Annotated in this window: 19 protein-coding genes; 3 read left to right on the top strand and 16 right to left on the bottom strand. The window is 54.5% G+C overall.

The annotated features are described in order from the left end of the window. Nucleotides 1-29 precede the first annotated feature (29 nt). A complete protein-coding gene (locus tag HCQ99_RS00530; protein ID WP_166984629.1) occupies nucleotides 30-203 on the bottom strand; it encodes a Na+ dependent nucleoside transporter N-terminal domain-containing protein in 174 nt (57 codons plus the stop codon). Between the two features lie 69 nt (nucleotides 204-272). On the opposite strand from HCQ99_RS00530, the gene thrC reads away from it, so the two are divergent. Continuing rightward, nucleotides 273-1694, top strand: a complete 1422-nt coding sequence (thrC, locus tag HCQ99_RS00525) for a threonine synthase (protein WP_166984628.1) — start codon at nucleotides 273-275, stop codon at nucleotides 1692-1694. A 108-nt stretch (nucleotides 1695-1802) separates the two neighbouring features. Here the strand turns inward: thrC and rpsD are convergent, their stop codons facing one another. Both rpsD and HCQ99_RS00515 read right to left on the bottom strand, forming a co-directional pair. Then, complete coding sequence (rpsD, locus tag HCQ99_RS00520; protein WP_166984627.1) at nucleotides 1803-2432, bottom strand: 30S ribosomal protein S4; 630 nt, start codon at nucleotides 2430-2432, stop codon at nucleotides 1803-1805. Between the two features lie 212 nt (nucleotides 2433-2644). After that, entirely contained in the window at nucleotides 2645-3937 is a 1293-nt protein-coding gene (locus HCQ99_RS00515) for a replication-associated recombination protein A (protein WP_166984626.1), read from the bottom strand. A gap of 138 nt (nucleotides 3938-4075) precedes the next feature. On the opposite strand from HCQ99_RS00515, the gene HCQ99_RS00510 reads away from it, so the two are divergent. Both HCQ99_RS00510 and HCQ99_RS00505 read left to right on the top strand, forming a co-directional pair. Next, nucleotides 4076-5290: a DUF349 domain-containing protein gene (locus HCQ99_RS00510; RefSeq protein ID WP_243854508.1), complete on the top strand. Its 1215-nt coding sequence runs from the start codon at nucleotides 4076-4078 to the stop codon at nucleotides 5288-5290. Nucleotides 5291-5377: 87 nt separating this feature from the next. Continuing rightward, entirely contained in the window at nucleotides 5378-5959 is a 582-nt protein-coding gene (locus HCQ99_RS00505) for a hypothetical protein (protein WP_166984625.1), read from the top strand. Here HCQ99_RS00505 and HCQ99_RS00500 read toward each other — a convergent pair. The 13 genes from HCQ99_RS00500 to HCQ99_RS00440 all read right to left on the bottom strand — a co-directional run bounded on the left by HCQ99_RS00500 (nucleotide 5956) and on the right by HCQ99_RS00440 (nucleotide 19959). After that, nucleotides 5956-8214: a RelA/SpoT family protein gene (locus HCQ99_RS00500; RefSeq protein WP_166984624.1), complete on the bottom strand. Its 2259-nt coding sequence runs from the start codon at nucleotides 8212-8214 to the stop codon at nucleotides 5956-5958. The genes HCQ99_RS00505 and HCQ99_RS00500 overlap by 4 nt on opposite strands. 55 nt (nucleotides 8215-8269) lie before the next feature. Continuing rightward, entirely contained in the window at nucleotides 8270-9343 is a 1074-nt protein-coding gene (secF, locus tag HCQ99_RS00495) for a protein translocase subunit SecF (RefSeq protein ID WP_166984623.1), read from the bottom strand. A 2-nt stretch (nucleotides 9344-9345) separates the two neighbouring features. Further along, nucleotides 9346-11136, bottom strand: coding sequence for a protein translocase subunit SecD (gene secD, locus HCQ99_RS00490; protein WP_166984622.1), 1791 nt, complete (start codon nucleotides 11134-11136; stop codon nucleotides 9346-9348). Between the two features lie 72 nt (nucleotides 11137-11208). Beyond that, the gene (locus HCQ99_RS00485) at nucleotides 11209-11583 is read right to left on the bottom strand and encodes a preprotein translocase subunit YajC (RefSeq protein ID WP_166984621.1); all 375 of its coding nucleotides are present in this window, start codon (nucleotides 11581-11583) and stop codon (nucleotides 11209-11211) included. A 42-nt stretch (nucleotides 11584-11625) separates the two neighbouring features. After that, the gene (gene ruvB, locus HCQ99_RS00480; protein ID WP_166984620.1) at nucleotides 11626-12624 is read right to left on the bottom strand and encodes a Holliday junction branch migration DNA helicase RuvB; all 999 of its coding nucleotides are present in this window, start codon (nucleotides 12622-12624) and stop codon (nucleotides 11626-11628) included. A gap of 9 nt (nucleotides 12625-12633) precedes the next feature. Further along, on the bottom strand, nucleotides 12634-13245 hold the full coding sequence (gene ruvA, locus HCQ99_RS00475; RefSeq protein WP_166984619.1) for a Holliday junction branch migration protein RuvA: 612 nt from the start codon (nucleotides 13243-13245) through the stop codon (nucleotides 12634-12636). 5 nt (nucleotides 13246-13250) lie between these two features. After that, nucleotides 13251-14993 (bottom strand): 2-isopropylmalate synthase, encoded by a 1743-nt coding sequence (gene leuA / locus HCQ99_RS00470; RefSeq protein ID WP_166984618.1) that lies wholly within the window; start codon nucleotides 14991-14993, stop codon nucleotides 13251-13253. Between the two features lie 232 nt (nucleotides 14994-15225). After that, nucleotides 15226-16119, bottom strand: coding sequence for a GTPase Era (era, locus tag HCQ99_RS00465; protein ID WP_166984617.1), 894 nt, complete (start codon nucleotides 16117-16119; stop codon nucleotides 15226-15228). Continuing rightward, complete coding sequence (locus tag HCQ99_RS00460; protein ID WP_166984616.1) at nucleotides 16109-17416, bottom strand: hemolysin family protein; 1308 nt, start codon at nucleotides 17414-17416, stop codon at nucleotides 16109-16111. Before HCQ99_RS00460 ends, era begins: the two co-directional genes overlap by 11 nt. Then, nucleotides 17413-17838: an rRNA maturation RNase YbeY gene (gene ybeY, locus HCQ99_RS00455; RefSeq protein WP_279586794.1), complete on the bottom strand. Its 426-nt coding sequence runs from the start codon at nucleotides 17836-17838 to the stop codon at nucleotides 17413-17415. Before ybeY ends, HCQ99_RS00460 begins: the two co-directional genes overlap by 4 nt. Before the next feature lie 36 nt (nucleotides 17839-17874). Then, nucleotides 17875-18828 carry a PhoH family protein gene (locus HCQ99_RS00450; protein WP_208317131.1) on the bottom strand — a complete coding sequence of 318 codons (954 nt, stop codon included), beginning with the start codon at nucleotides 18826-18828 and terminating at the stop codon, nucleotides 17875-17877. Then, nucleotides 18818-19165 (bottom strand): histidine triad nucleotide-binding protein, encoded by a 348-nt coding sequence (locus tag HCQ99_RS00445; RefSeq protein ID WP_166984614.1) that lies wholly within the window; start codon nucleotides 19163-19165, stop codon nucleotides 18818-18820. Before HCQ99_RS00445 ends, HCQ99_RS00450 begins: the two co-directional genes overlap by 11 nt. 17 nt (nucleotides 19166-19182) lie before the next feature. Next, the gene (locus HCQ99_RS00440) at nucleotides 19183-19959 is read right to left on the bottom strand and encodes a 16S rRNA (uracil(1498)-N(3))-methyltransferase (protein WP_166984613.1); all 777 of its coding nucleotides are present in this window, start codon (nucleotides 19957-19959) and stop codon (nucleotides 19183-19185) included.

Here is a 19959-nt window from a genome sequence, read left to right as displayed (position 1 = left end):
CGATCCTTTATTGCTTATTTTGAATGTGCTTAGTCGCGAGTTTCTTCTGCTTCTTTATAACCATTAACCGCGGCATCGACCAGCTCATCTACCGCCTGGTTAACGCGTTCAAAGAAACGCCGGCCGGTCGGATTTTTGTTCACCAGGTGAGCCAGAACAAAGCCTAGAACAATTCCACTAAGTAGCGCACGAATTTTTGCCACAGCTATTCCCCTCTCAGAGTTTCTTGTTTTATAGCCTACCGTTAGACACCTTGATGGCAGAATAGAACCATGGATTTTGTTTCAACCCGCGGCGGTATGCAACCGGCAAGTTTTGGTGAGATTTTAATTGAGGGCTTAGCTCCCGATGGCGGTTTAACGGTGCCTGTTGATCTGCCACGAATTGCGCTCTGGGATATTGAAGCTTGGCGCGGTCTTTCCTATTCTGAGCTTGCAGCCCAGGTAATAATGAAGTTCTGGACGGATATAGACCCGGGCGACCTCGAGGAAATAACCTACAACGCCTACCGCAATAGTTTTAACTCACCTGAGGTGGTGCCGGTCACAGAGCTGACAAGCGGTTTCGGTCTTGTCGGTCTCTCAGAAGGCCCGACTCTTGCCTTTAAAGATATGGCCATGCAGTTTCTCGGTGAGGCTATCCCCTACGTTCTGAAGCAGACCAATAGCCGCCTCAATATTGTCGGCGCAACATCTGGCGATACCGGATCAGCAGCTGAATACGCCTTCCGCTCGAAGCCGAATGTGTCCGTTATCATGCTCTCTCCAAAGGGGCGCATGAGCGATTTTCAGCGTGCGCAGATGTATTCACTCGATGATGACAATATTCATAACATTGTCATTGACGGTGTTTTTGACGACTGCCAGAATCTGATGAAGCAACTCAATGCCGACCTTGATTTCAAGAAGCAGGTTGCACTTGGTGCAGTCAACTCAGTTAATCTCGGTCGTGTAGTAGCCCAAAGCGTTTACTACTTCTGGGCGTGGCTGCGCATCACCGACAAAATGACAGAGCAGAAGCGTGCACAAACAAAGGTGTCGTTTGCTGTGCCGAGCGGCAACTTCGGCAACGTGCTCTCAGGCTTAGTTGCAAAGCAGATGGGCGTTCCGATTAACAAACTTGTGGTTGCGACGAACGAAAACAACGTGCTCCACGAGTTCTTCTCAACCGGCGTTTACCGCCCCCGCAGCGCTGCCGACACGCACATCACATCCAGCCCCTCGATGGATATATCAAAAGCTTCCAACGTGGAACGGTTAATTTATGACGTGCTCGGGCGCGATCCAGAAAAACTCTTGGCTGCGTTTAAAGAGCTCGATGAAACAGGTGTGATAGACCTCTCTCACGAGGTGTCACGTTTTAAAGATGAGTTCGGCATTTATTCAGCTACCTCAACGCACGCGGATCGCTTGCGCACTATTAAAGAGGTGTTTGAAAATACCGGAGTCATCATTGATCCGCACACCGCTGATGGGGTAAACGCCGCACTCGCGCATCGGGACGACGATGAAATTATGTACGTTCTGGAGACAGCTAAACCGCAGAAATTCGCAGAGACCGTGATCGAGGCAGTTGGAAAGCCCGCCGAGCTCACCGCCGCTATGGAAGAAATGCTCACCAAACCACAAAAGACTGTGGATATGGGTGTAGATATCGATGCACTGCGCGATTTTGTGTTAGAAAACGCGGTCTAGTTATATCCCGCGCTGCCAGCGCGAAAAATATTTGCACGAAAAACGGCGCCCACCCCAAACCGGGGCGGGCGCCGTTTCTGTAGGCGTGTCTAAGCACGCCGGGAAGTCTTAGCGACCTGAGTAGTACTCAACAACCAGCTGCTCTTCGCAGATGATTGGAACCTCAGCGCGCTTCGGACGACGCACGAGCTTTGCCTGGAGCTTATCCAGCTCAACCTCAAGGTAGCCCGGGGTCGGAGGCAGAACCTCAGCGTGTGCACCGGTTGCCGCAACCTGGAATGGCTCAAGAGCCTCTGAGCGTGGCTTGACGTGCACGAGTTGACCCGGCTTCACACGGAATGAAGGGCGGTCAACAATCTTGCCGTCTACAAGAATGTGACGGTGCACAACGAGCTGACGTGCCTGAGCCTGGGTGCGTGCGAAACCTGCGCGCAGCACCAGTGCATCAAGACGCATTTCGAGCAGCTCTACGAGGTTTTCACCTGTTAGGCCTGCCTGGCGGCGAGCCTCAGCGAAAACAATCCGCAGCTGCTTCTCGCGGATACCGTACTGTGCGCGCAGACGCTGCTTCTCACGCAGACGAACAGCGTAGTCGCTGTCGCTCTTACGCTTGGTGCGGCCGTGCTGCCCTGGCGCGTATGGACGCTTCTCGAGGTACTTAGCTGCCTTTGGTGTGAGTGCAATACCGAGGGCACGTGACTGACGTACCTTTGCACGGCTGCGAGTGGTCTTTGACATCGCATTCCTTTCTATTGTTTCTGCATTTCGATGCGCGTTAGGGTGTCGCGCCCCTGTCTCCTCGGCCTTTAGCCCTGTCCGCACGAGCTATCGTGCACGCAACAGAACCGAACCACCTAAGTGGTAAGGAAACGACCAGTTGCAGAAACTTTGAAAAGCTCTGCCACTGCGCTGGCAAGCCAGCATAAGATAGCCAGAAGCAAGCTTAGCAGTTATTCGCCTGTAATTTCGCGGATTGCATCTAAATTTGCGCCAATCTGCCCCTCGAAGCCGTGCGCAGATGGGTTGTAATAGCGCTTTCCTCTGAGCGTCTCTGGTAAATACTGCTGTTTTAGCACTCCGCGCGCATCACTGTGCGGATATTTATAACCTTTGCCATGCCCCAAAGCTTTTGCGCCCGGATAGTGCGCATCACGCAGGTGCGGCGGCACAACCCCACCACGACCGGTCTTAACATCTGCTATCGCAGCGTCAATGGCAGTAATAACAGCATTTGATTTAGGTGCGGTCGCCAAGTAAATAGTGGCTTCAGCAAGCGGTATGCGCGCCTCCGGCAGGCCAATTAGTTGAGTTGCCTGCGCCGCAGCAGTTGCAATAACAAGCGCCTGCGGATCCGCAAGTCCGATATCTTCTGCGGCGTGCACCATCAATCGTCGTGCAATAAATCGCGGATCCTCCCCCGCCTCAATCATGCGCGCTAAGTAGTGCAGTGCTGCATCTGGGTTCGAACCGCGGATGGATTTAATAAAAGCACTGATCACGTCATAGTGCTGATCCCCATTTTTGTCATAGCGCAAAATTGCCCGATCCACGGCTTGTGAGACCAATTCAGCGGTGATTTCAGGGGTGTCATTCTGGTCTGCAGCTGTCAGCGCAGTTGCTGCAACAGCTTCCAGAGTTGTCAGTGCCCGCCGCGCATCTCCGCTGGCCAATTGGATGATTGCCTGCAGGGCTTCGGGCGTCAGTTCCACACTCGCGTTAAGACCCTGCGGTGCGGCGATAGCGCGCGTAACAAGCTGTTGCAGGTCTGCATCTGTTAGCGGCTGCAGGGTCAGTAGCAGGGAACGAGATAGCAGCGGACTAATCACCGAGAATGACGGATTTTCCGTGGTTGCCGCCACCAGTGTCACCCAGCCGTTTTCAACACCCGGCAGCAGCGCATCCTGCTGCGCCTTCGAGAAACGGTGGATTTCGTCTAAAAAGAGCACTGTTTGCACACCATACAGGTCGCGATCATTAAGCGCTTTATCCATCACCGCACGCACATCTTTAATACCCGCTGTGACAGCTGACAGCTCTACGAAGCGGCGGCCACTCGACTGCGCAAGGGCCTGCGCGATAGTGGTTTTGCCAACGCCGGGTGGCCCCCAGAGAATGACCGACACAGCGCCGCTCTCCTCAGCGGCCAACTGACGCAGCGGTGAACCGGGGTGCAAAAGATGCTGCTGCCCGACCACTTCATCAAGGGTGCGTGGGCGCATACGCACAGCAAGTGGCTGCTGCATAGGCCCGCGCCGATCTTGATATTTGGAAGAGAGCATAGGCCTCCATAGTAGCGCTCATACTCCTAATGTAAGCTTGAAGAGTATTGTCAAACACGTGCGCACAAGGATCGTGCGCACCCCGAGCGAAAGATCGAAACGGTGACTGCAGAAAACACCTGGGGCCGCGTAGACGAAACCGGAAATGTATTCGTAAAGGACAGTGACAGCGAACGCCTTGTCGGCCAGTTCCAAGACGGCACCTCAGAAGAGGCACTGGCGTACTTTACCCGTAAATACGATGATCTCGCTTACCAGGTAACTCTTTTGGAGGCGCGCATTGCGCGCGGCACGGCTAACGCCAACGTCACCCAGTCTGTTGAAAAACTCGAGCAGCAGGTGGCAGAGCCGCACGCTGTGGGAGATCTGCAAGCGTTACGCGACCGTGTTGCCACTCTAAAGCAAAAGGCTAACGATTTCGCCGCCGCAGAAAAGGCGCGCAAAGAAGCAGCGCGTAAGGCAACGCTCGCCGAGCGTGACGCAATCGCAACTGAGGCTGAAAGACTCGCTGCCCAGCCGGCCGGCAACACCAATTGGAAGAAAACAGCCGCACAGTTTGAAGAGCTGTTTGCAAAATGGCAGCACTCGCAGCGCAACTCTGCGCCAATCTCAAAATCACAGTCTGATGCCCAGTGGCGTCGCTTCCGTGCAGCGCGCAGCACGTTTGAAACCACCCGCCGTCAGTATTTTCTGAAGATTGACGCAGAAAATAAAGAAGTGCGCCAAATAAAAGAGAAGCTAATCACAAAGGCTGAGGCGCTCGCTCCAAAGGGTGCAGAGGGTGTTGACGAATACCGGCTACTGCTCGATGAGTGGAAGACAGTCAAGCGCGCCAGCCGAAAGCTTGAAGACAGTCTGTGGGCCAGGTTTAAGGCCGCTGGCGATACACTTTTTGCAGCTCGCGCAGAAGAGCTGGCCGCGGTTGATGAGGAGTACAAGGCAAACCAGGAAAAGAAGGAAGCGTTGCTCGCAGATCTGGGCAGCCAAATAAAGTCTGAACCAAACTATCAAGAAGCACGCAAGCTGCTGGCAAACTTACAAGAGCAGTGGGCGGAAATTGGCCGCGTTCCGCGCGATCAAAAGCGCAAAATCGAGGATCAACTGCGTCAGCTACAGGATCATGTTGCAGATCTCGAGGCAAAGCACTGGGAAGAGACGGATCCAGAGCCGGAGGCGCGTGCGTCTGGTTTGCGAGAGCAGCTTGAGCAGTCGATAGCCCAGCTAGAGGCGGAGCTTACTACAGCTAACCCAAGCCAAAAAGTTGCGATCGAAGAAAAGCTCGCAACGCAGAAGGCTTGGCTTACCGCGCTCGGCTAACAGCACGATCCAACAAAATTACGGGAGTTTTCCACAGATTGAAAGCTCCCGTAATTTTTTGTTTCTTGCAGCGGGAATAATGTGTGTATGCGAAACGCTATCCCCCTTCCAAATATCCCGATTGCACAGTTGCAGGAGGCAATTGAGCGGCTTCCTGCAACACTGCTTAGCGCGCATCGAATGCACGGCGCACTTGAACACTGCGGCCTTGGCTACAGGCCGACCTGCGTAAAAGAATCAGCGGAGATTAGAGCTCGCTCACTTGCTTCATTTCTACCGCCGCACACAGTTATTTGTGGTGTAACAGCAGCTTGGGTTTGGGGAGCCATAGGCAAATTTCGCAGTCCGATTGAAGTGAACAATTTTGGTGGCTCCTGTCGCATTCCTGCAGGGGTGCACAATCGCACTGTAATCAGACACGCACGCATCACAGCTGATGAGGTCGTCTCGTTAGGCGGTGTTAGGGTCACCACCACCAGGCGCACTGTTTTTGATCTTCTATACTTCTACGAAGCGGCAAATACAGCACCCTTACAGTTAATGCTGCTGGGGCTCATGCGGCTCTCGCAGCTTACTCCCGATGATATTCTCGAAAGCCTATTAACACGCCAACATCCGCGCAAACAGCACGCACTACGCCTCGCACAGCAGGTGTTTAAACAGTCTTAAACCATGTTGACGCGATAAACGTCGTACACTCCTTCTAGACGGCGCACAGCATTAAGCACCCGCTCCAAGTGGGTGGTATTGACCATTTCAAAAGAGAAGCGACTAATCGCCAACCGTGAACTGCTCGTTTGCACAGATGCCTGCAGAATATTCACATGATGCTCAGAGAGCGTGCGAGTCACATCAGACAGCAGTCGCGAGCGATCAAGCGCCTCAACCTGAATATTAACGAGGAACACATTACGCGGATTTGCCGCCCACTCAACTTCAATCAGACGCTCTGACTGAGATTTTAGTGCAGCATAGTTCGAACAGTCTGCACGATGCACAGAGACTCCCGAACCTTTCGTAATAAACCCGCAAATCTCATCTCCCGGCACCGGCGTGCAGCACTTCGCCAGTTTCACCAGAACATCGCCAGCACCCCTGACAAGCACACCGCACTCAGATGATGCTTTAGCGTTAAGAGAGCGCGCAGTGTAAAGCGATTCCGCTATCGGACTGTCAACATCCGATTGCTCTTCTCGGGCGATTGCAGCAACAATCTTTTCCACCACAGAGTGGGCGGAAACATGACCCTCGCCGATCCCGACATAAAGCCCTGCGATATCCTCATAGTGCAGCTGCAGCACAACCTGCTGCAGCGCCTCAGACTGCATCAGCTTATGAATTGGCAGCTGCCTCCGACGCATTTCCTTAACAAGATCTTCTTTGCCCTGTTCTTCAGCGTCGGCGCGGCGTTCCTTCGTGAACCACTGGCGGATTTTATTCTGCGCGCGCTTACTCTTAACAAAGCTCAACCACCCCTGTTTCGGGCCGGCAGATTGATCGTTTGAGGTGAGCACCTCAACCACGTCACCGTTCTTCAGCTCTGTTTCCAAAGCCACCATTCGCCCGTTTACACGAGCTCCCATGGTGCGGTGACCGATCTCAGTGTGCACTGCATAAGCAAAATCAACCGGGGTGCCACCAGCGGGCAGACCGATCACTCGCCCCTTTGGGGTGAACACATAAACTTCCTTAGCGCCGATTTCAAAACGTAAGGCGTCAAGAAACTCACTCGGATCTTCGGTCTCGGCCTGCCAATCGTTAATGTGCGAGAGCCACGCCATCTCTTCGGTAGCGGTGCCCTTTTCAACGTCAGCAGCACTCTGCCCGGCCTTATACTTCCAGTGCGCAGCAACACCGTATTCGGCACGGTGGTGCATGTCTACTGTGCGCACCTGAATCTCAACGGCACGACCGTCAGGGCCAATAACCGTTGTGTGCAGTGACTGATAGAGATTGAATTTTGGCGTGGCGATGTAGTCTTTAAAGCGCCCCGGAATTGGCGTCCACCGTGCATGCACCGCACCGAGCACGGCATAGCAGTCACGGATAGTTTCAACGATGACTCGAATTCCCACCAGGTCGTAAATGTCGTCGAAATCTCGACCGCGCACAACCATTTTCTGGTAGATCGAATAGAGCTCTTTCGGGCGCCCGGCTACCTTACCGCGGATACGCGATTCACGCAGATCCTGCTGAATCGCATCAGTCACCTTTTTCACCAACTCTTCACGCTTCGGGTTGCGCTGCGTAACAAGATTCTCAATCTCGTTGTAAAGCTTTGGTTTTAGGGTTGCGAAAGACAGGTCTTCAAGCTCAGTCTTCAAGCCTTGAATACCGAGACGGTGCGCAAGCGGTGCGTAAATCTCAAGTGTTTCGGTTGCTTTTGCACGCGCCTTCTCAACGGGCATAAAACCCCATGTGCGCGCGTTGTGCAAGCGGTCAGCGAGCTTTATTAAGAGCACGCGAATATCGCGGGTCATAGCGACAATCATTTTTCGCACGGTTTCTGCCTGTGCGGCCTCCCCGTACTTCACCTTATCTAACTTCGTCACGCCATCAACAAGAAGAGCGATCCGATCGCCAAAATCGGCCGTCAGCTGTTCAAGACTGTAATCAGTATCTTCTACTGTGTCATGCAGCAGTGCGGCTGCAACAACGGTGGGCGCAACACCAAGATCTGCGAGAATCTGGGCGACCGCAACTGGATGCGTGAAATACGGCTCCCCGCTTCTGCGCGTCTGCCCCTCATGCGCTTTCTCACCGACTTTATAGGCGCGTTGGATCACGCTCACATCAGCACGCGGATGTTGCGATTTTACGGTTTTAATCAGCTGATCGAGACCGTCGGGGGTCTGCGAACGCGCGAAAACCCGCGGCACAAAACGGCGCAGCGAGTTACCAGAATGCTGCTGAGTGTTATTCATCACAGAACCACCTTTCTAATAGCCCTACGATACACCCGCACAACCGGGTTACACGCTAGCCGACGTTTGCGTATGGATCAACAGAGGTATCAGCCTTCTTTTTAACCACCCGCCGTGGTTTGCGTGCGAGAGTATCAACACCCCTCGCACGCGCCTTACGCACCTCGTCATCGTTTTCTACGATTGCGCTCTCCCGTTCACGCAGGTGCGAGTAGACGGGAGCGGCTATAAAGATTGTGGAGTATGCACCGACGAGAATGCCGATGAAAAGCGCCAATGCGATATCACGTAGCGTGCCCGCGCCGAGCACAGCAGCACCAATGAAAAGGATAGATGCAACCGGCAAAAGAGCCACAACTGAGGTGTTTATAGAGCGCACTAGGGTCTGGTTAACCCCAAGATTCACAGCCTCAGCAAAAGTGCGACGCCCGTTCATCTCTTCGGGTGCGGTGTTTTCACGGATTTTGTCGAACACCACGACGGTGTCGTAGAGTGAGTAGCCCAAGATTGTCAAGAACCCGATCACCGCTGCCGGTGTAATTTCGAAGCCTGACAGGCCGTAAACTCCCGCGGTAAGCACGAGGTCGTGACCCAGCGCAATAAGAGCTGCCAATGACATCTTCCAGGTGCGGAAGTAAACCGCCATCACAATTGCGGCGAAGATAAGGAAAACAACAAGCGCAATCAGCGCCTGCCTAGTCACATCCTGACCCCAAACAGCGCCAATAAATGAGGAGGTTACTTCGTCATTTGTAACTCCGTAGGCTGCTGCAAGTTCGTCAGCCAAGGCGATTGACTGCGAGGGCTCAAGCTGTTCAGTCTGCACCTGAATATCAGAGGCACCAACGAGGAGCACCCGTGGTTCGGTGCCCGGCAGCTGCTGCTGCACAACCTCAGTTGCTACCGCTGGATCACGATCCGCTCCCTCAGGCAAATGCACCTGGAACTGGCTGCCGCCCGTAAATTCGATACCGAGCTGGTAGCCACCGCGGATGAACGGACCGACCAGCGCAACAACGATGAGACCGAGAGCAATGAGATACCACAGCTTCCGGCGGCCAACAATGTTGAACGATTTTTTACCGCTGTACAGATCATTGCCGAGCTGACTTAAGGATTGTTTCGCCATGATTAGTTCTCCTCCTTAGCAGCAGCCGCAAGAGCTTTCCGTTCGGCAATAGTCATTTGATTTTTCACGCGCGAGCGGCCGCGACCGCGCTTCGCAACGCGCCGCCCCGGCGCATCCGCCAGTGAGCGAGGTTGTTTCTCTGTCTCTTCGGGTGTCTCTGCAGACTCCGCTGCAACCGCCTTCTCAGCAAAACGGCCGCGACCGCGATAGCTGGCTCCGTGCCTGCGCGGATCAAGACCGGAAGCCGGATGCCCATCACCGAAGAATCTAGTGCGTGCAAGCAGGGTCAGCACAGGGTGAGTGAAGAGTGAAACAACAACCAGGTCGATAAGGGTTGTAAGCCCCAGGGTGAAAGCAAAACCGCGCACGTTACCAACGGCGAGAGCGAAGAGGATCGCAGCCGCTAAGAAGTTGATCGTGTCTGAGGCCAGAATGGTTCTAAACGCCTTGCGCCAACCGGATGCCACAGCCTCCTGCAGTTGCAGGCCGTCACGTAGCGCATCACGCACTCGTTCGAAGTACACGATAAATGAGTCTGCGGTGATACCAATTGCCACGATAATACCCGTCACACCGGCGAGTGAGAGCCGGTAACCCTGTCGCCACGAGAGGTAGGTTAAGAGCAGGTAGGTCAGAAGGCCTGCTACCAGCAACGAAGCGACGGTGAGCAGACCAAGCGCGCGGTACTGGAAGATTGAGTAGATGACGACTATAGCAAGACCGATGAGACCGGCGATCAGACCGGCGGCTAGCTGGCTGCTACCGAGGGTTGCTGAAATATCTTCCTGACTCTGCACAGTAAAACTGATTGGCAGAGCGCCATACTTCAGCTGGTCTGCCAGAGTCTGCGCTGATTCCTGAGTGAATGAACCCGAGATCTGCGGGCGACCGTCAAGAATTAGGCCGTTCATTGCGGGCGCTGAAATCACCTGACCGTCAACAACAAAGGCAAACATGTTCAACGGCGCCTGCTTGTTTAGAAGACGCTGACTGACCTCACCAAAAATGCGAGTTCCCTCTTCATTGAACCTGATGTTTACACCCCATTTACCGGTGCTCGCACCGGAAGAGGTTGCAATAAGCCCGGCGCTAGCATCACTAATGGAATCGCCTGTTAGCTCAACAGGGCCGAGGATGAACTTGGTGCGGCGCAGGTCGTCACAGGTAAACACAGGCAGTTCTGGTTTAGCTGCGCTAACGGTTGCAAGGTTAGCCGCGGTGCAATCAAATTTTTCGAAGGCAGCGAGCAGTTCTTGAGAGACCCAGTCAGTTGAGCCGGGCTCGGGTGGCTGCGGCGAGGGCAAAAGTGCTGCATCCTGAGCTGGGTTTTGCCCGGCTTCCTCCGGTAGCTCAGGCGCAGTTTCGGATCGCAGCTCATTCACAACCGCTTCAGTAAGCCCGTTGCCCTCCATCAACACAGGGCGCAGATCTAGGCGGGCAGAGGCTTCGATACGCGCTAGTGTTGCCTCATCTACACGCCCTGGAATCGACACCAGAATATTGGTGCCACCCATGGTGCTAACCTCGGCTTCTGAAACACCTGAGGCATCGACTCGCTGCCGGATAATTGCAACTGCCTGCTGCACCTGTTCGGCAGACACAGTGCCGCCATCGTCGGTGCGCGGTGCGAGTAGAATTTGTGTTCCGCCCTGCAAGTCGAGCGCTAGCTTGGGGGTAATGGTCGCATCACTGCGTGTCAGGCCAAGACCTAATAGTCCGGCTAGCGCAACTAAGATCACGAGCAGACCGATTAATGACCGTCGCGCATTCTTAATAATTGGGGTTGCAGCCAACGTTGTTTCGCTTTCTTCTGGACGCAACAAACGCCCGACACAAAGGTGTGGGGCGTTTGCTGATTTAAGTTGCTAAATCTGTCGATTACCGTTTTCGTCGCTTGGATTGATGTCGTCTGTCACAGCAGGATCGCTAGCTTCTGTCTCTGTCAGACGCTCTGCCGCAGGAATATCAGCGGGGGCGGCCTCAGGAACAATCTCGCGGATTGCTTGAATATGAATCTCGATCGCAGCATCACCGCTTGCAATAGTCGCGCGATTGCTGTCACGGTCTACAGTTATGATTCGGCCGTAGATACCCGATGTGGTCATGATTTCCACACCCGGCTGCAAACCGCTGTTCATCTGTTCACGCTGTGCTTTAACACGTCGACTGTTGCGAAACATCATGAACACCATCAGGGCTAACAGGCCGAGCATGATTATCATAACTGGATCAAATGGCATTGGTTCTCCTGACGGCTTTACAGATAATACTTAACTATTCGACTATACGGCATCGGGCTGTGGAAGCCCTAAGATTGTGTATGCTTTAGCGGTTGCGATGCGCCCGCGAGAGCTCCGTGTCATAAGCCCTGCCCGGACGAGAAACGGTTCCACAACTGATTCAACGGTTTCCGCTTCTTCACCAACTGAGACCGCAAGTGTCTGCAGGCCTACAGGGCCACCGTTAAAGCGTTCAACAACAGCGCGCAAGACTTCGCGATCGAGGCGATCAAGCCCGAGTGCGTCAACATCGTAGAGCGCTAACGCTGCACGCACGCTCTGTTCATCAGCGGGTTTATCATGCACGAGCGCATAGTCGCGGGCCCGGCGTAATAGTCGGTTAGCGATACGCGGTGTGCCACGCGACCGCGAGGCAATTTCAGCTACCGCTTCCGCAGTGATCGGGAAGTTTAGGAGGTTAGCCGCGCGCGCAACCACCTGCTCTAATTCGCTGTCATCATAAAACTCCAGGTGAGCAGTAAAACCAAAGCGATCACGCAGGGGGTTCGGCAGCAGCCCGGCTCGAGTTGTTGCACCAACGAGAGTGAACGGAGCAATTTCTAAAGGAATCGATGTTGCGCCGGCGCCCTTTCCGACCATAATGTCGATGCGGAAATCCTCCATCGCGAGGTACAGCATCTCCTCCGCCGAGCGTGCCATGCGATGTATTTCATCAATAAAAAGCACCTCGCCCGGCGTGAGCGCAGACAACACTGCCGCCAAATCACCCGCGTGCTGAATTGCCGGCCCTGAGGTTTGGTGCAGTGGTTTATTAAGTTCCTGCGCCACAATCATAGACAGTGTGGTTTTACCCAATCCCGGCGGCCCGGCAAGCAAAATATGGTCGGGTGCTCTCCCCTGTATCTGTGCCGCCTGCAAAAGTAAGCGCAACTGCTCTCGCACTTTTGTTTGCCCGACAAACTCATCAAGGTTACCGGGGCGCAGCGCACCCTCGATCGCTAGTTCAGCGCTGCTTGCCTGTGGAGAAAGTTCGTTCGACATTGCGACCACCTATCGGTTCTGCAACAGCACCAGAGCCGCTTTTAACACTGCAGCGGTATCTTTCGCTACACCGGTTTGTAAAGCGTCGTCAACAGCGGTTAGGGCGGCGGTTTCATTAAAGCCCATTCCAGTGAGCGCGGCGACCACCTGATCGCGCATAGCTGGCGTTAAGCCGTTTTCAGCCACACCAGATGTTTGCGGATCGGCCGCAGCGCTCGCAAAGGAAGCGACTTTACCGGCGAGCGATACCATGATCATTTTTGCTGATTTCGGCCCGATTCCGCTAACTGCTTGAAACGGTTTCGGATCCTCGTGCGCGACCGCTGTGGCGATCTGCTGCGGGGTCAGGGCTGAGAGCACCCCGAGTGCGCTCCGCGGCCCCACACCGTTCACACTCAACAGCAGGTTAAACACCTCGAGCTGCTCTCGATCCGCAAACCCGAACAGTGTTTGCGCATCCTCCCGCACAATAAGCTGCGTGTGCCAAAACACTTTGTCGCCTGTGTGCGTGGTTGCAGCAAGGGGAGCCGGCAGCTCAACTCGATAGCCGAGCGCGCCGGTGTCTACCACAGCATGATCTGCAGCGCGGTGGGTGACCTCTCCCCTAATTGATGCAATCACAGCTGTTATTCACCCGCACGCACTGCGCGATTCACTGCGCTAATAATCGCCTTTAACGTAGACCGTGTTGTTGATGAGTCAAGCCCCACACCCCAGATGCGCTGCCCTGCGACTTTAAGATCAACGTACGCAGCCGCTACCGCATCGGATCCCTGCCCGAGAGCGTGCTCTGCATAGTCGAAGACGGTTGCTTCTAAGCTCGAATCGAGGGCGTTTAGCGCATGCAGGAAAGCATCTACTGGGCCGTTACCAATTCCGCTTAGTTCCACTTCTTCAGCACCGACGCGCATTTTTGCGATGAGTTGGGTGTCTCCCTCGTCAACGCTGGTAGTGCTCTGCTGCAGCAGCTCATAACGGCCCCAGCGCTCGGTAGCAACCGTGCTCGGCAGATATTCATCCTGGAAAATCTGCCAAATCTGCTCGCTGGTGAACTCGCCACCCTCAGCATCGGTGCGAGCCTGCACGACCTGGCTAAACTCGATCTGCAGTTGCCGCGGTAGATCGAGCTGATGGTCGGCCTTCAAAAGATAGGCCACCCCACCCTTGCCAGACTGTGAGTTCACACGAATAACGGCTTCGTAGTTGCGCCCCAGATCCTTCGGATCGATCGGGAGATACGGCACCGCCCACTCGATCTCGTCCACAGTCTTACCGGCGGCCAGAGCGTTCCGCTCCATGCGCTCGAAGCCCTTCTTGATAGCATCCTGGTGGGAACCGGAGAATGCTGTGTAAACAAGGTCTCCCGCCCAAGGGCTGCGCTCGTGCACCTTCATCTGGTTGCAGTACTCCGCGATGCGGCGAATCTCGTCAAGGTCTGAAAAGTCGATTTCAGGGTCTATGCCCTGCGAGAAAAGATTTACACCCAGTGCAACCAGGTCAACGTTGCCGGTGCGTTCCCCGTTACCGAAAAGGCAGCCTTCGATGCGGTCAGCGCCGGCCATGTAACCGAGCTCTGCCGCAGCCACAGCGGTGCCGCGATCGTTGTGCGGATGCAGCGACAGAATGACGTTCTCGCGGTGATTTAAATGACGCCCCATCCACTCGATTGAGTCGGCGTAGACATTCGGGGTTGCCATCTCAACTGTTGCTGGCAGGTTGATAATCACCTTGCGCTCAGGTGTTGGGCAAAAAACCTCAAGCACGGCGTTGCAGACTTCAACAGCATACTCAAGCTCGGTGCCGGTGTAAGACTCTGGTGAGTACTCGTAGTAGATCTCGGTATCTGGGCAGATTGATTCAAACTGCTTGCAGAGTTTGGCGCCGGCAACAGCGATCTCTTTTATGCCCTCTTTATCTTTGTTAAACACAACATCGCGCTGCAGCACACTTGTTGAGTTGTAGATGTGCACAATTGCCTGCTTGGCACCTATCAACGACTCGTAGGTGCGTTTAATAAGATGCTCACGCGCCTGGGTTAGCACCTGGATCGTGACATCATCCGGGATCAGATCCTCTTCAATAAGCTGACGCACAAAGTCAAAGTCTGTTTGGCTCGCAGACGGAAACCCAACCTCGATCTGCTTGTATCCCATCTTCACCAGCAGCTCAAACATCTTTCGTTTGCGCTCAGGGCTCATCGGGTCGATCAGCGCCTGGTTGCCGTCTCTGAGGTCAACCGCGCACCACAGGGGTGCCTTCTCGATACGTTTTGTCGGCCAGGTGCGATCCGGCAGCTCTACTTTGATCTGCTCATGAAACGGGCGGTAGCGATGAATCGGCATGCCTGAAGGGTTTTGCGTGTTTTGCACTGTTTTCTCCTGATATCTACAAAGAAAGTCAGACCGGAAATGAGAAACTCCGCGACGAGGGAGGTCTTATTGTCTAAGACTCGTCGCGGCGACTAAGCAGAAGAAATTTATGCACGCCTCTAGCCTAACAGAATTTGCTTCAGGATCAGCCCGTAAGCAACAGGCAGGCACCCGGCGCGTGCTGTTTACGGATCGCTCCGCAGGTCACAAACAGCAGATACTGAGGCGAAATTTAGAACCCAAGACGGTTCAAATGCTTCGGATCGCTCTGCCACTCTTTAAGAACTTTTACCCGCAGCGACAGGTACACTTTACGCCCGAGGAGCTGTTCAATCTGTTTCCGGGCAGCCTGCCCAATATTTTTGAGCTGCTGGCCTCCCCGGCCAATCACGATCCCTTTTTGACTGTCACGTTCGACGATCAAACTCGCATAAATTCGCAATTTACCCGTCTCTTCGTCTTCTTCATAATCGTCAACTGTGGCCGCCAGCGAGTGCGGCAGTTCTTCACGCGCACCGTAGATGGCAGCTTCACGAATGAGCTCCGCGATCCGATCGTCTTGTGATTCATCTGTCAGGTGCGTCTCTTCATAGAGCTGCGACGACAGCGGCATCTGCTCTATCAGGAGATCTGCGAGCTCGTCGACCTGGGTGCCGGCCACAGCGCTTGTGGGAATTACCGCCTCCCAATCACCGAGCGCATCAACCTCTGCCAATCGTTCAATTACCGTGTTCGGATTGGTTTCATCAATTTTTGTGATGATCGCGATTTTCTTTGCCTGTGTGAAGCGTTGCACCTGATCATAGATAAATTTATCGCCCGGACCAATTTTTTCGCCCGCCGGGAAGCACTGCGCGATTACATCCACCTCTCCGAGAGTGCTCTCAACAAGAGCGTTAAGACGTTTGCCGAGCAACTTCCGCGGCCGGTGTATGCCGGGGGTGTCAACAATGATTAGCTGGCCAGACTGCCGATGCACGATGCCGCGAATTGCCCGTCGCGTCGTTTGTGGCTTTGGGCTGGTAATGGCAATCTTCTGCCCCACAAGCGCATTGGTTAAAGTTGATTTACCGACGTTGGGGCGGCCAACAAAACTTACAAACCCGGCTCTAAATTCAGTCGTCATTAGATTCCTCAGTTTCCTCATCCACTTCCGGCTCGCCCACCCAGACAGCGCTCATTTGCAGAATACGATTGCGGCGATCAACCTGGGTTACTGTCAGTTCAATGCCGGCAACTGTAGCGGTGTCACCATCCTCGGCGAGGCGGTCCAACTCTTTCACCATGAGGCCAGCAACGGTATCAACGTCCTCATCTTCGAGTTCAATTTCAAAGAGTTCACCAAGCTCCTGCACGGTGAGACGCGGATTAATCATAAAGCTACCGTCGTGCTGCTCAGCGACTTCCTGCAGCTCACGGTCGTGTTCATCGTAGATGTCACCCACAAGCTCCTCAATCAGATCTTCTAGCGTGACCAGACCGGAAACACCGCCGTATTCATCCACTGTCAGAGCCAAATGGTTGTTTTCTAACTGCATCTGCTGCAGCAGTGCATCAGCACGCATCAGATCCGGCACAAACAGCGCTGGTTTCATCATTCGCGTTACCGGCGCCGTTAATGCTTCATCGCTGTGACGCAGCACAAATCCGCTTGCGTCACGCAAATGGATCACTCCGAGCACATCATCCGCGTCTTCGTTTATGACCGGCATCCGGCTGCGACGACTTGCAAGCAGCATCTCTAAGGCCGCCGCCATCGAAGTCTCAGCGTCGACAGTCATCATGTCGGTGCGCGGCACCATCAGTTCGCGCACGCGGGTATCACCGAAGCGTAACAGCGAGTGAATATAGTCTCGGTCTTCCTCTTCCAAAACATCGCGCTCAGCGGCACGATCAACAAGTGAGAGCAGCGCGCGATCCGCATCCAATTCCTGCTCTGTCTGCTGTGCGCGCTCACCGACAGCCGTATTGATTCGCAACATCCCAATTGCTACTGGCCCCACCAGTATGCGCACGGCACGCATCAACGGGGTTGCAAAACGCAGCACCTTGTCGGCGCGGTTTATGCCGTAGAGGCGTGGGCTTGCGCCAACCAAAATAAATGTCGAAATAATGAGGAACAGCGTGGCTGTGGCCAGTGACAGCCAAAGACTGTCTGTGAATTCAAAAATCACCAGTGTGATTAACACCGCTGCAAGGCTTTCGGCGCTGATGCGCGCAAACGACATAGCCGTTTGGTGTGCGGCCTCGTCTTCGGCAATTTTGCGCAGCGCACGATCCACACGAGACGAACCGACAGCGAGTTTAAAAATATCGGCGCGCGACCTGGCCGTCAGCGCAGCATCAGCTGCAGCGAGCAGCGCCCCCACCGACAGCAGCACAATCGCCGCACCAATAAACGCTAACGCTAACCCCAGACTCATGCTGCAAAACTCTCCAGCAGTGACCGTTGCAGCTTAAACATTTCCGCCTCCTCTAGGGGAGTGTGATGATCGAACCCGAGCAGATGCAGCAGACTGTGTGTGACAAGCATTGCAACCTCAGAGGCGAGACTGTGACCGGCCGCATCAGCCTGTTCTGCTGCAACCGGCAGACACACAACAACGTCTCCCAATACTCCTGGCCCCGCCGGCTGCGCCGGGCTGCCGGGTGTCAGCTCATCCATCGGAAAACTCATCACATCGGTTGCACCAGGAAGATCCATCCACTCTAAATGGAGGCGTTCCATCTCTGTTTCGTCAACAAAACTAATGCTAACCTCGCTGTCACTGTGCACATGCATCTCACGGAATACAAGCTCTACCAAAGCTGTCAAAGATTTTTCGCTTAAACCATTTTGTGACAGTTCTTTAGCGCTGAGAGAAAATTCAACAGCCAAAAATTATTCACCCACCCCGTATGCATCAACGATCCGACTAACAAGTTCGTTGCGCACAACATCGTCAGAGGTGAGACGGGCAAAGCCGATCCCTTCAACACCCTGCAGCACCTGCTGCGCGTGCGCTAAGCCGCTCCGCTTGCTAGGAAGATCCACCTGACTGCTGTCACCGGTAATCACCATGTGGGAGTCAAAACCGAGCCTAGTTAAAAACATTTTCATCTGCTCAGGAGTTGTGTTTTGGGCCTCATCAAGGATGATAAAAGACTCGTTTAAGGTTCGCCCACGCATGTAAGCCAGCGGCGCAACCTCAACGGTGCCGGTTTCTAACAGGCGGGGAACGGTTTCAGCGTCGAGCATTGTTGTGAGAGCATCAAACAGCGGGCGCAGATAGGGATCAATTTTTTCTTCAAGAGAGCCCGGCAGGTAGCCAAGACGCTCACCCGCTTCAACCGCGGGGCGCGTCAGCACAATCTTTGAAACTTCGCGACGCTGCAGGGCACGCACCGCCAGCGCAACTGCCAGATACGTCTTCCCGGTGCCCGCAGGCCCCGTCCCAAATGTGACGGCGTGCTCTTCGATTGCACGCACATACTCACGCTGCCCAGCTGTTTGTGGACGAATAGCCCTGCCGCGCACGGTCAGAATGGGTTCGGCAAGCTTACGCCCCTCTCCCGCTGCCGCACCCAAACGACTAAGGTGCGCAACATCGCGGCTGCCAGGCTGCGCCCGCAACCGAGCAATCTCCAACAGCTCAAGTATCACTCTCTCAGCAGCAGCAACAGCCTCCTGAGACCCCTCAAGGGTCAGCAGATAATCCCTGAGGTGAAAACTGACCGCCGGATGCTCAGTTTCGAGCTGCCGAATCAGTTTTTCATTGGGGCCCAAAAAATCGGGGAGGTGCACACCCGTTAAAAGAACCGAACGTTTGCTCAGCGCGGCATCGCTACCCGACAAGCGAACTCTCCCCAAGATCACCGGCTAGCACATGCGCGTGCACGTGAAAAACAGTTTGCCCAGCATTTGCGCCGTTATTGAAGATCAGGCGATAGTCACCGTCTGCGTATTTGTCAGCCAGTTCTTTTGCTGTCGCAACAATTTCAGAGAGCAAACTGGCATCTCCCGCCGCTAACTCAGTGACATTCTCATACTCACTAGTCTTTGGAATAACCAGAATATGCACTTTTGCTTGTGGGTTCATATCGGGAAACGCGAGCACACGCTCGGTCTCAGCGAGCTTCTCCACAGGAATTTCACCCGACACGATCTTGCTGAATACAGTTTCTTGCGCCATACGTCTATGTTAGCGACCTACCATCGGCCGAGACTGGTCTGAATCACAGCTAGCGCGGCAGCACCCGCGCTCGAGGTGCGCAAAACCTCTTCCCCCAGCCTGACGGAGGTTGCGCCGGATCCTAGCAGCAGGTCAATTTCAAAATCGCTAATTCCGCCCTCAGGGCCAACGATTAAGTAGATGCGCTGCAGCTCACCCAGCGCTAAAGAATCTTCTGCAACCTCCCGAACAACAGTGCTCAACTTCTCACTCGCCCAGGGATGCAAGATCAGCACCAGATTCTGCGAATCAGCCGCCCAAGCCGCAATTGCTTTAGCGTCAACCGGCTGCTGCACCGCAGGGATGCGGCTGCGCAGTGACTGTTTCGCAGCTTCTCGAGCGATTTTCTGCCATTTCTCAACCCCTCGCTGAATCTTTTGTGATCCCTCCCAGCGGCTCACCGAACGCTCAGCCTGCCATGGGATTACCGTTGAGACGCCAAACTCGGTGCTCTGCTCGACCGCGCGCTCATCGCGCCCCTGTTTTGCGAGCGCTTGTACGAGCACCAGCTCCACTTCTAACCCTTGCTGGTTTCTTACCTCAGAAACGGTTGCGGTGAAACTCGCCTCGCGGCCTGTTGTAATGGCCGTGACTGTTGCAGTAACAAGCGTGCTCACGCCGTCACCGAGCATTATTTCTTCACCCTGACGCAGGCGCGACACGGTCACGGCGTGGTGTGCCTCAGTGCCACGCACAATCAGTGTGTCACCGACTTGTGCACCAGCTACCGCAGGGTCGTAGTAGAGGTGGGCCAT

It is taken from the genome of Canibacter zhoujuaniae (assembly GCF_011752015.1).
GTDB classification, from domain to species: Bacteria; Actinomycetota; Actinomycetes; order Actinomycetales; family Microbacteriaceae; genus Canibacter; species Canibacter zhoujuaniae.
Note: the sequence above shows the minus strand (reverse complement) of the source record. Positions and strands in the feature narration are given on the sequence as shown.

Bases quoted from the DNA above. Each gene is read 5' to 3' on its own strand.
- thrC (WP_166984628.1), top strand. From the start codon at position 273: ATGGATTTTGTTTCAACCCGCGGCGGTATGCAACCGGCAAGTTTTGGT.
- rpsD (WP_166984627.1), bottom strand. From the start codon at position 2,432: ATGTCAAAGACCACTCGCAGCCGTGCAAAGGTACGTCAGTCACGTGCC.
- HCQ99_RS00515 (WP_166984626.1), bottom strand. From the start codon at position 3,937: ATGCAGCAGCCACTTGCTGTGCGTATGCGCCCACGCACCCTTGATGAA.
- HCQ99_RS00505 (WP_166984625.1), top strand. From the start codon at position 5,378: ATGCGAAACGCTATCCCCCTTCCAAATATCCCGATTGCACAGTTGCAG.
- HCQ99_RS00500 (WP_166984624.1), bottom strand. From the start codon at position 8,214: ATGAATAACACTCAGCAGCATTCTGGTAACTCGCTGCGCCGTTTTGTG.
- secF (WP_166984623.1), bottom strand. From the start codon at position 9,343: ATGGCGAAACAATCCTTAAGTCAGCTCGGCAATGATCTGTACAGCGGT.
- HCQ99_RS00485 (WP_166984621.1), bottom strand. From the start codon at position 11,583: ATGCCATTTGATCCAGTTATGATAATCATGCTCGGCCTGTTAGCCCTG.
- ruvB (WP_166984620.1), bottom strand. From the start codon at position 12,624: ATGTCGAACGAACTTTCTCCACAGGCAAGCAGCGCTGAACTAGCGATC.
- era (WP_166984617.1), bottom strand. From the start codon at position 16,119: ATGACGACTGAATTTAGAGCCGGGTTTGTAAGTTTTGTTGGCCGCCCC.
- HCQ99_RS00460 (WP_166984616.1), bottom strand. From the start codon at position 17,416: ATGAGTCTGGGGTTAGCGTTAGCGTTTATTGGTGCGGCGATTGTGCTG.
- HCQ99_RS00445 (WP_166984614.1), bottom strand. From the start codon at position 19,165: ATGGCGCAAGAAACTGTATTCAGCAAGATCGTGTCGGGTGAAATTCCT.
- HCQ99_RS00440 (WP_166984613.1), bottom strand. From the start codon at position 19,959: ATGGCCCACCTCTACTACGACCCTGCGGTAGCTGGTGCACAAGTCGGT.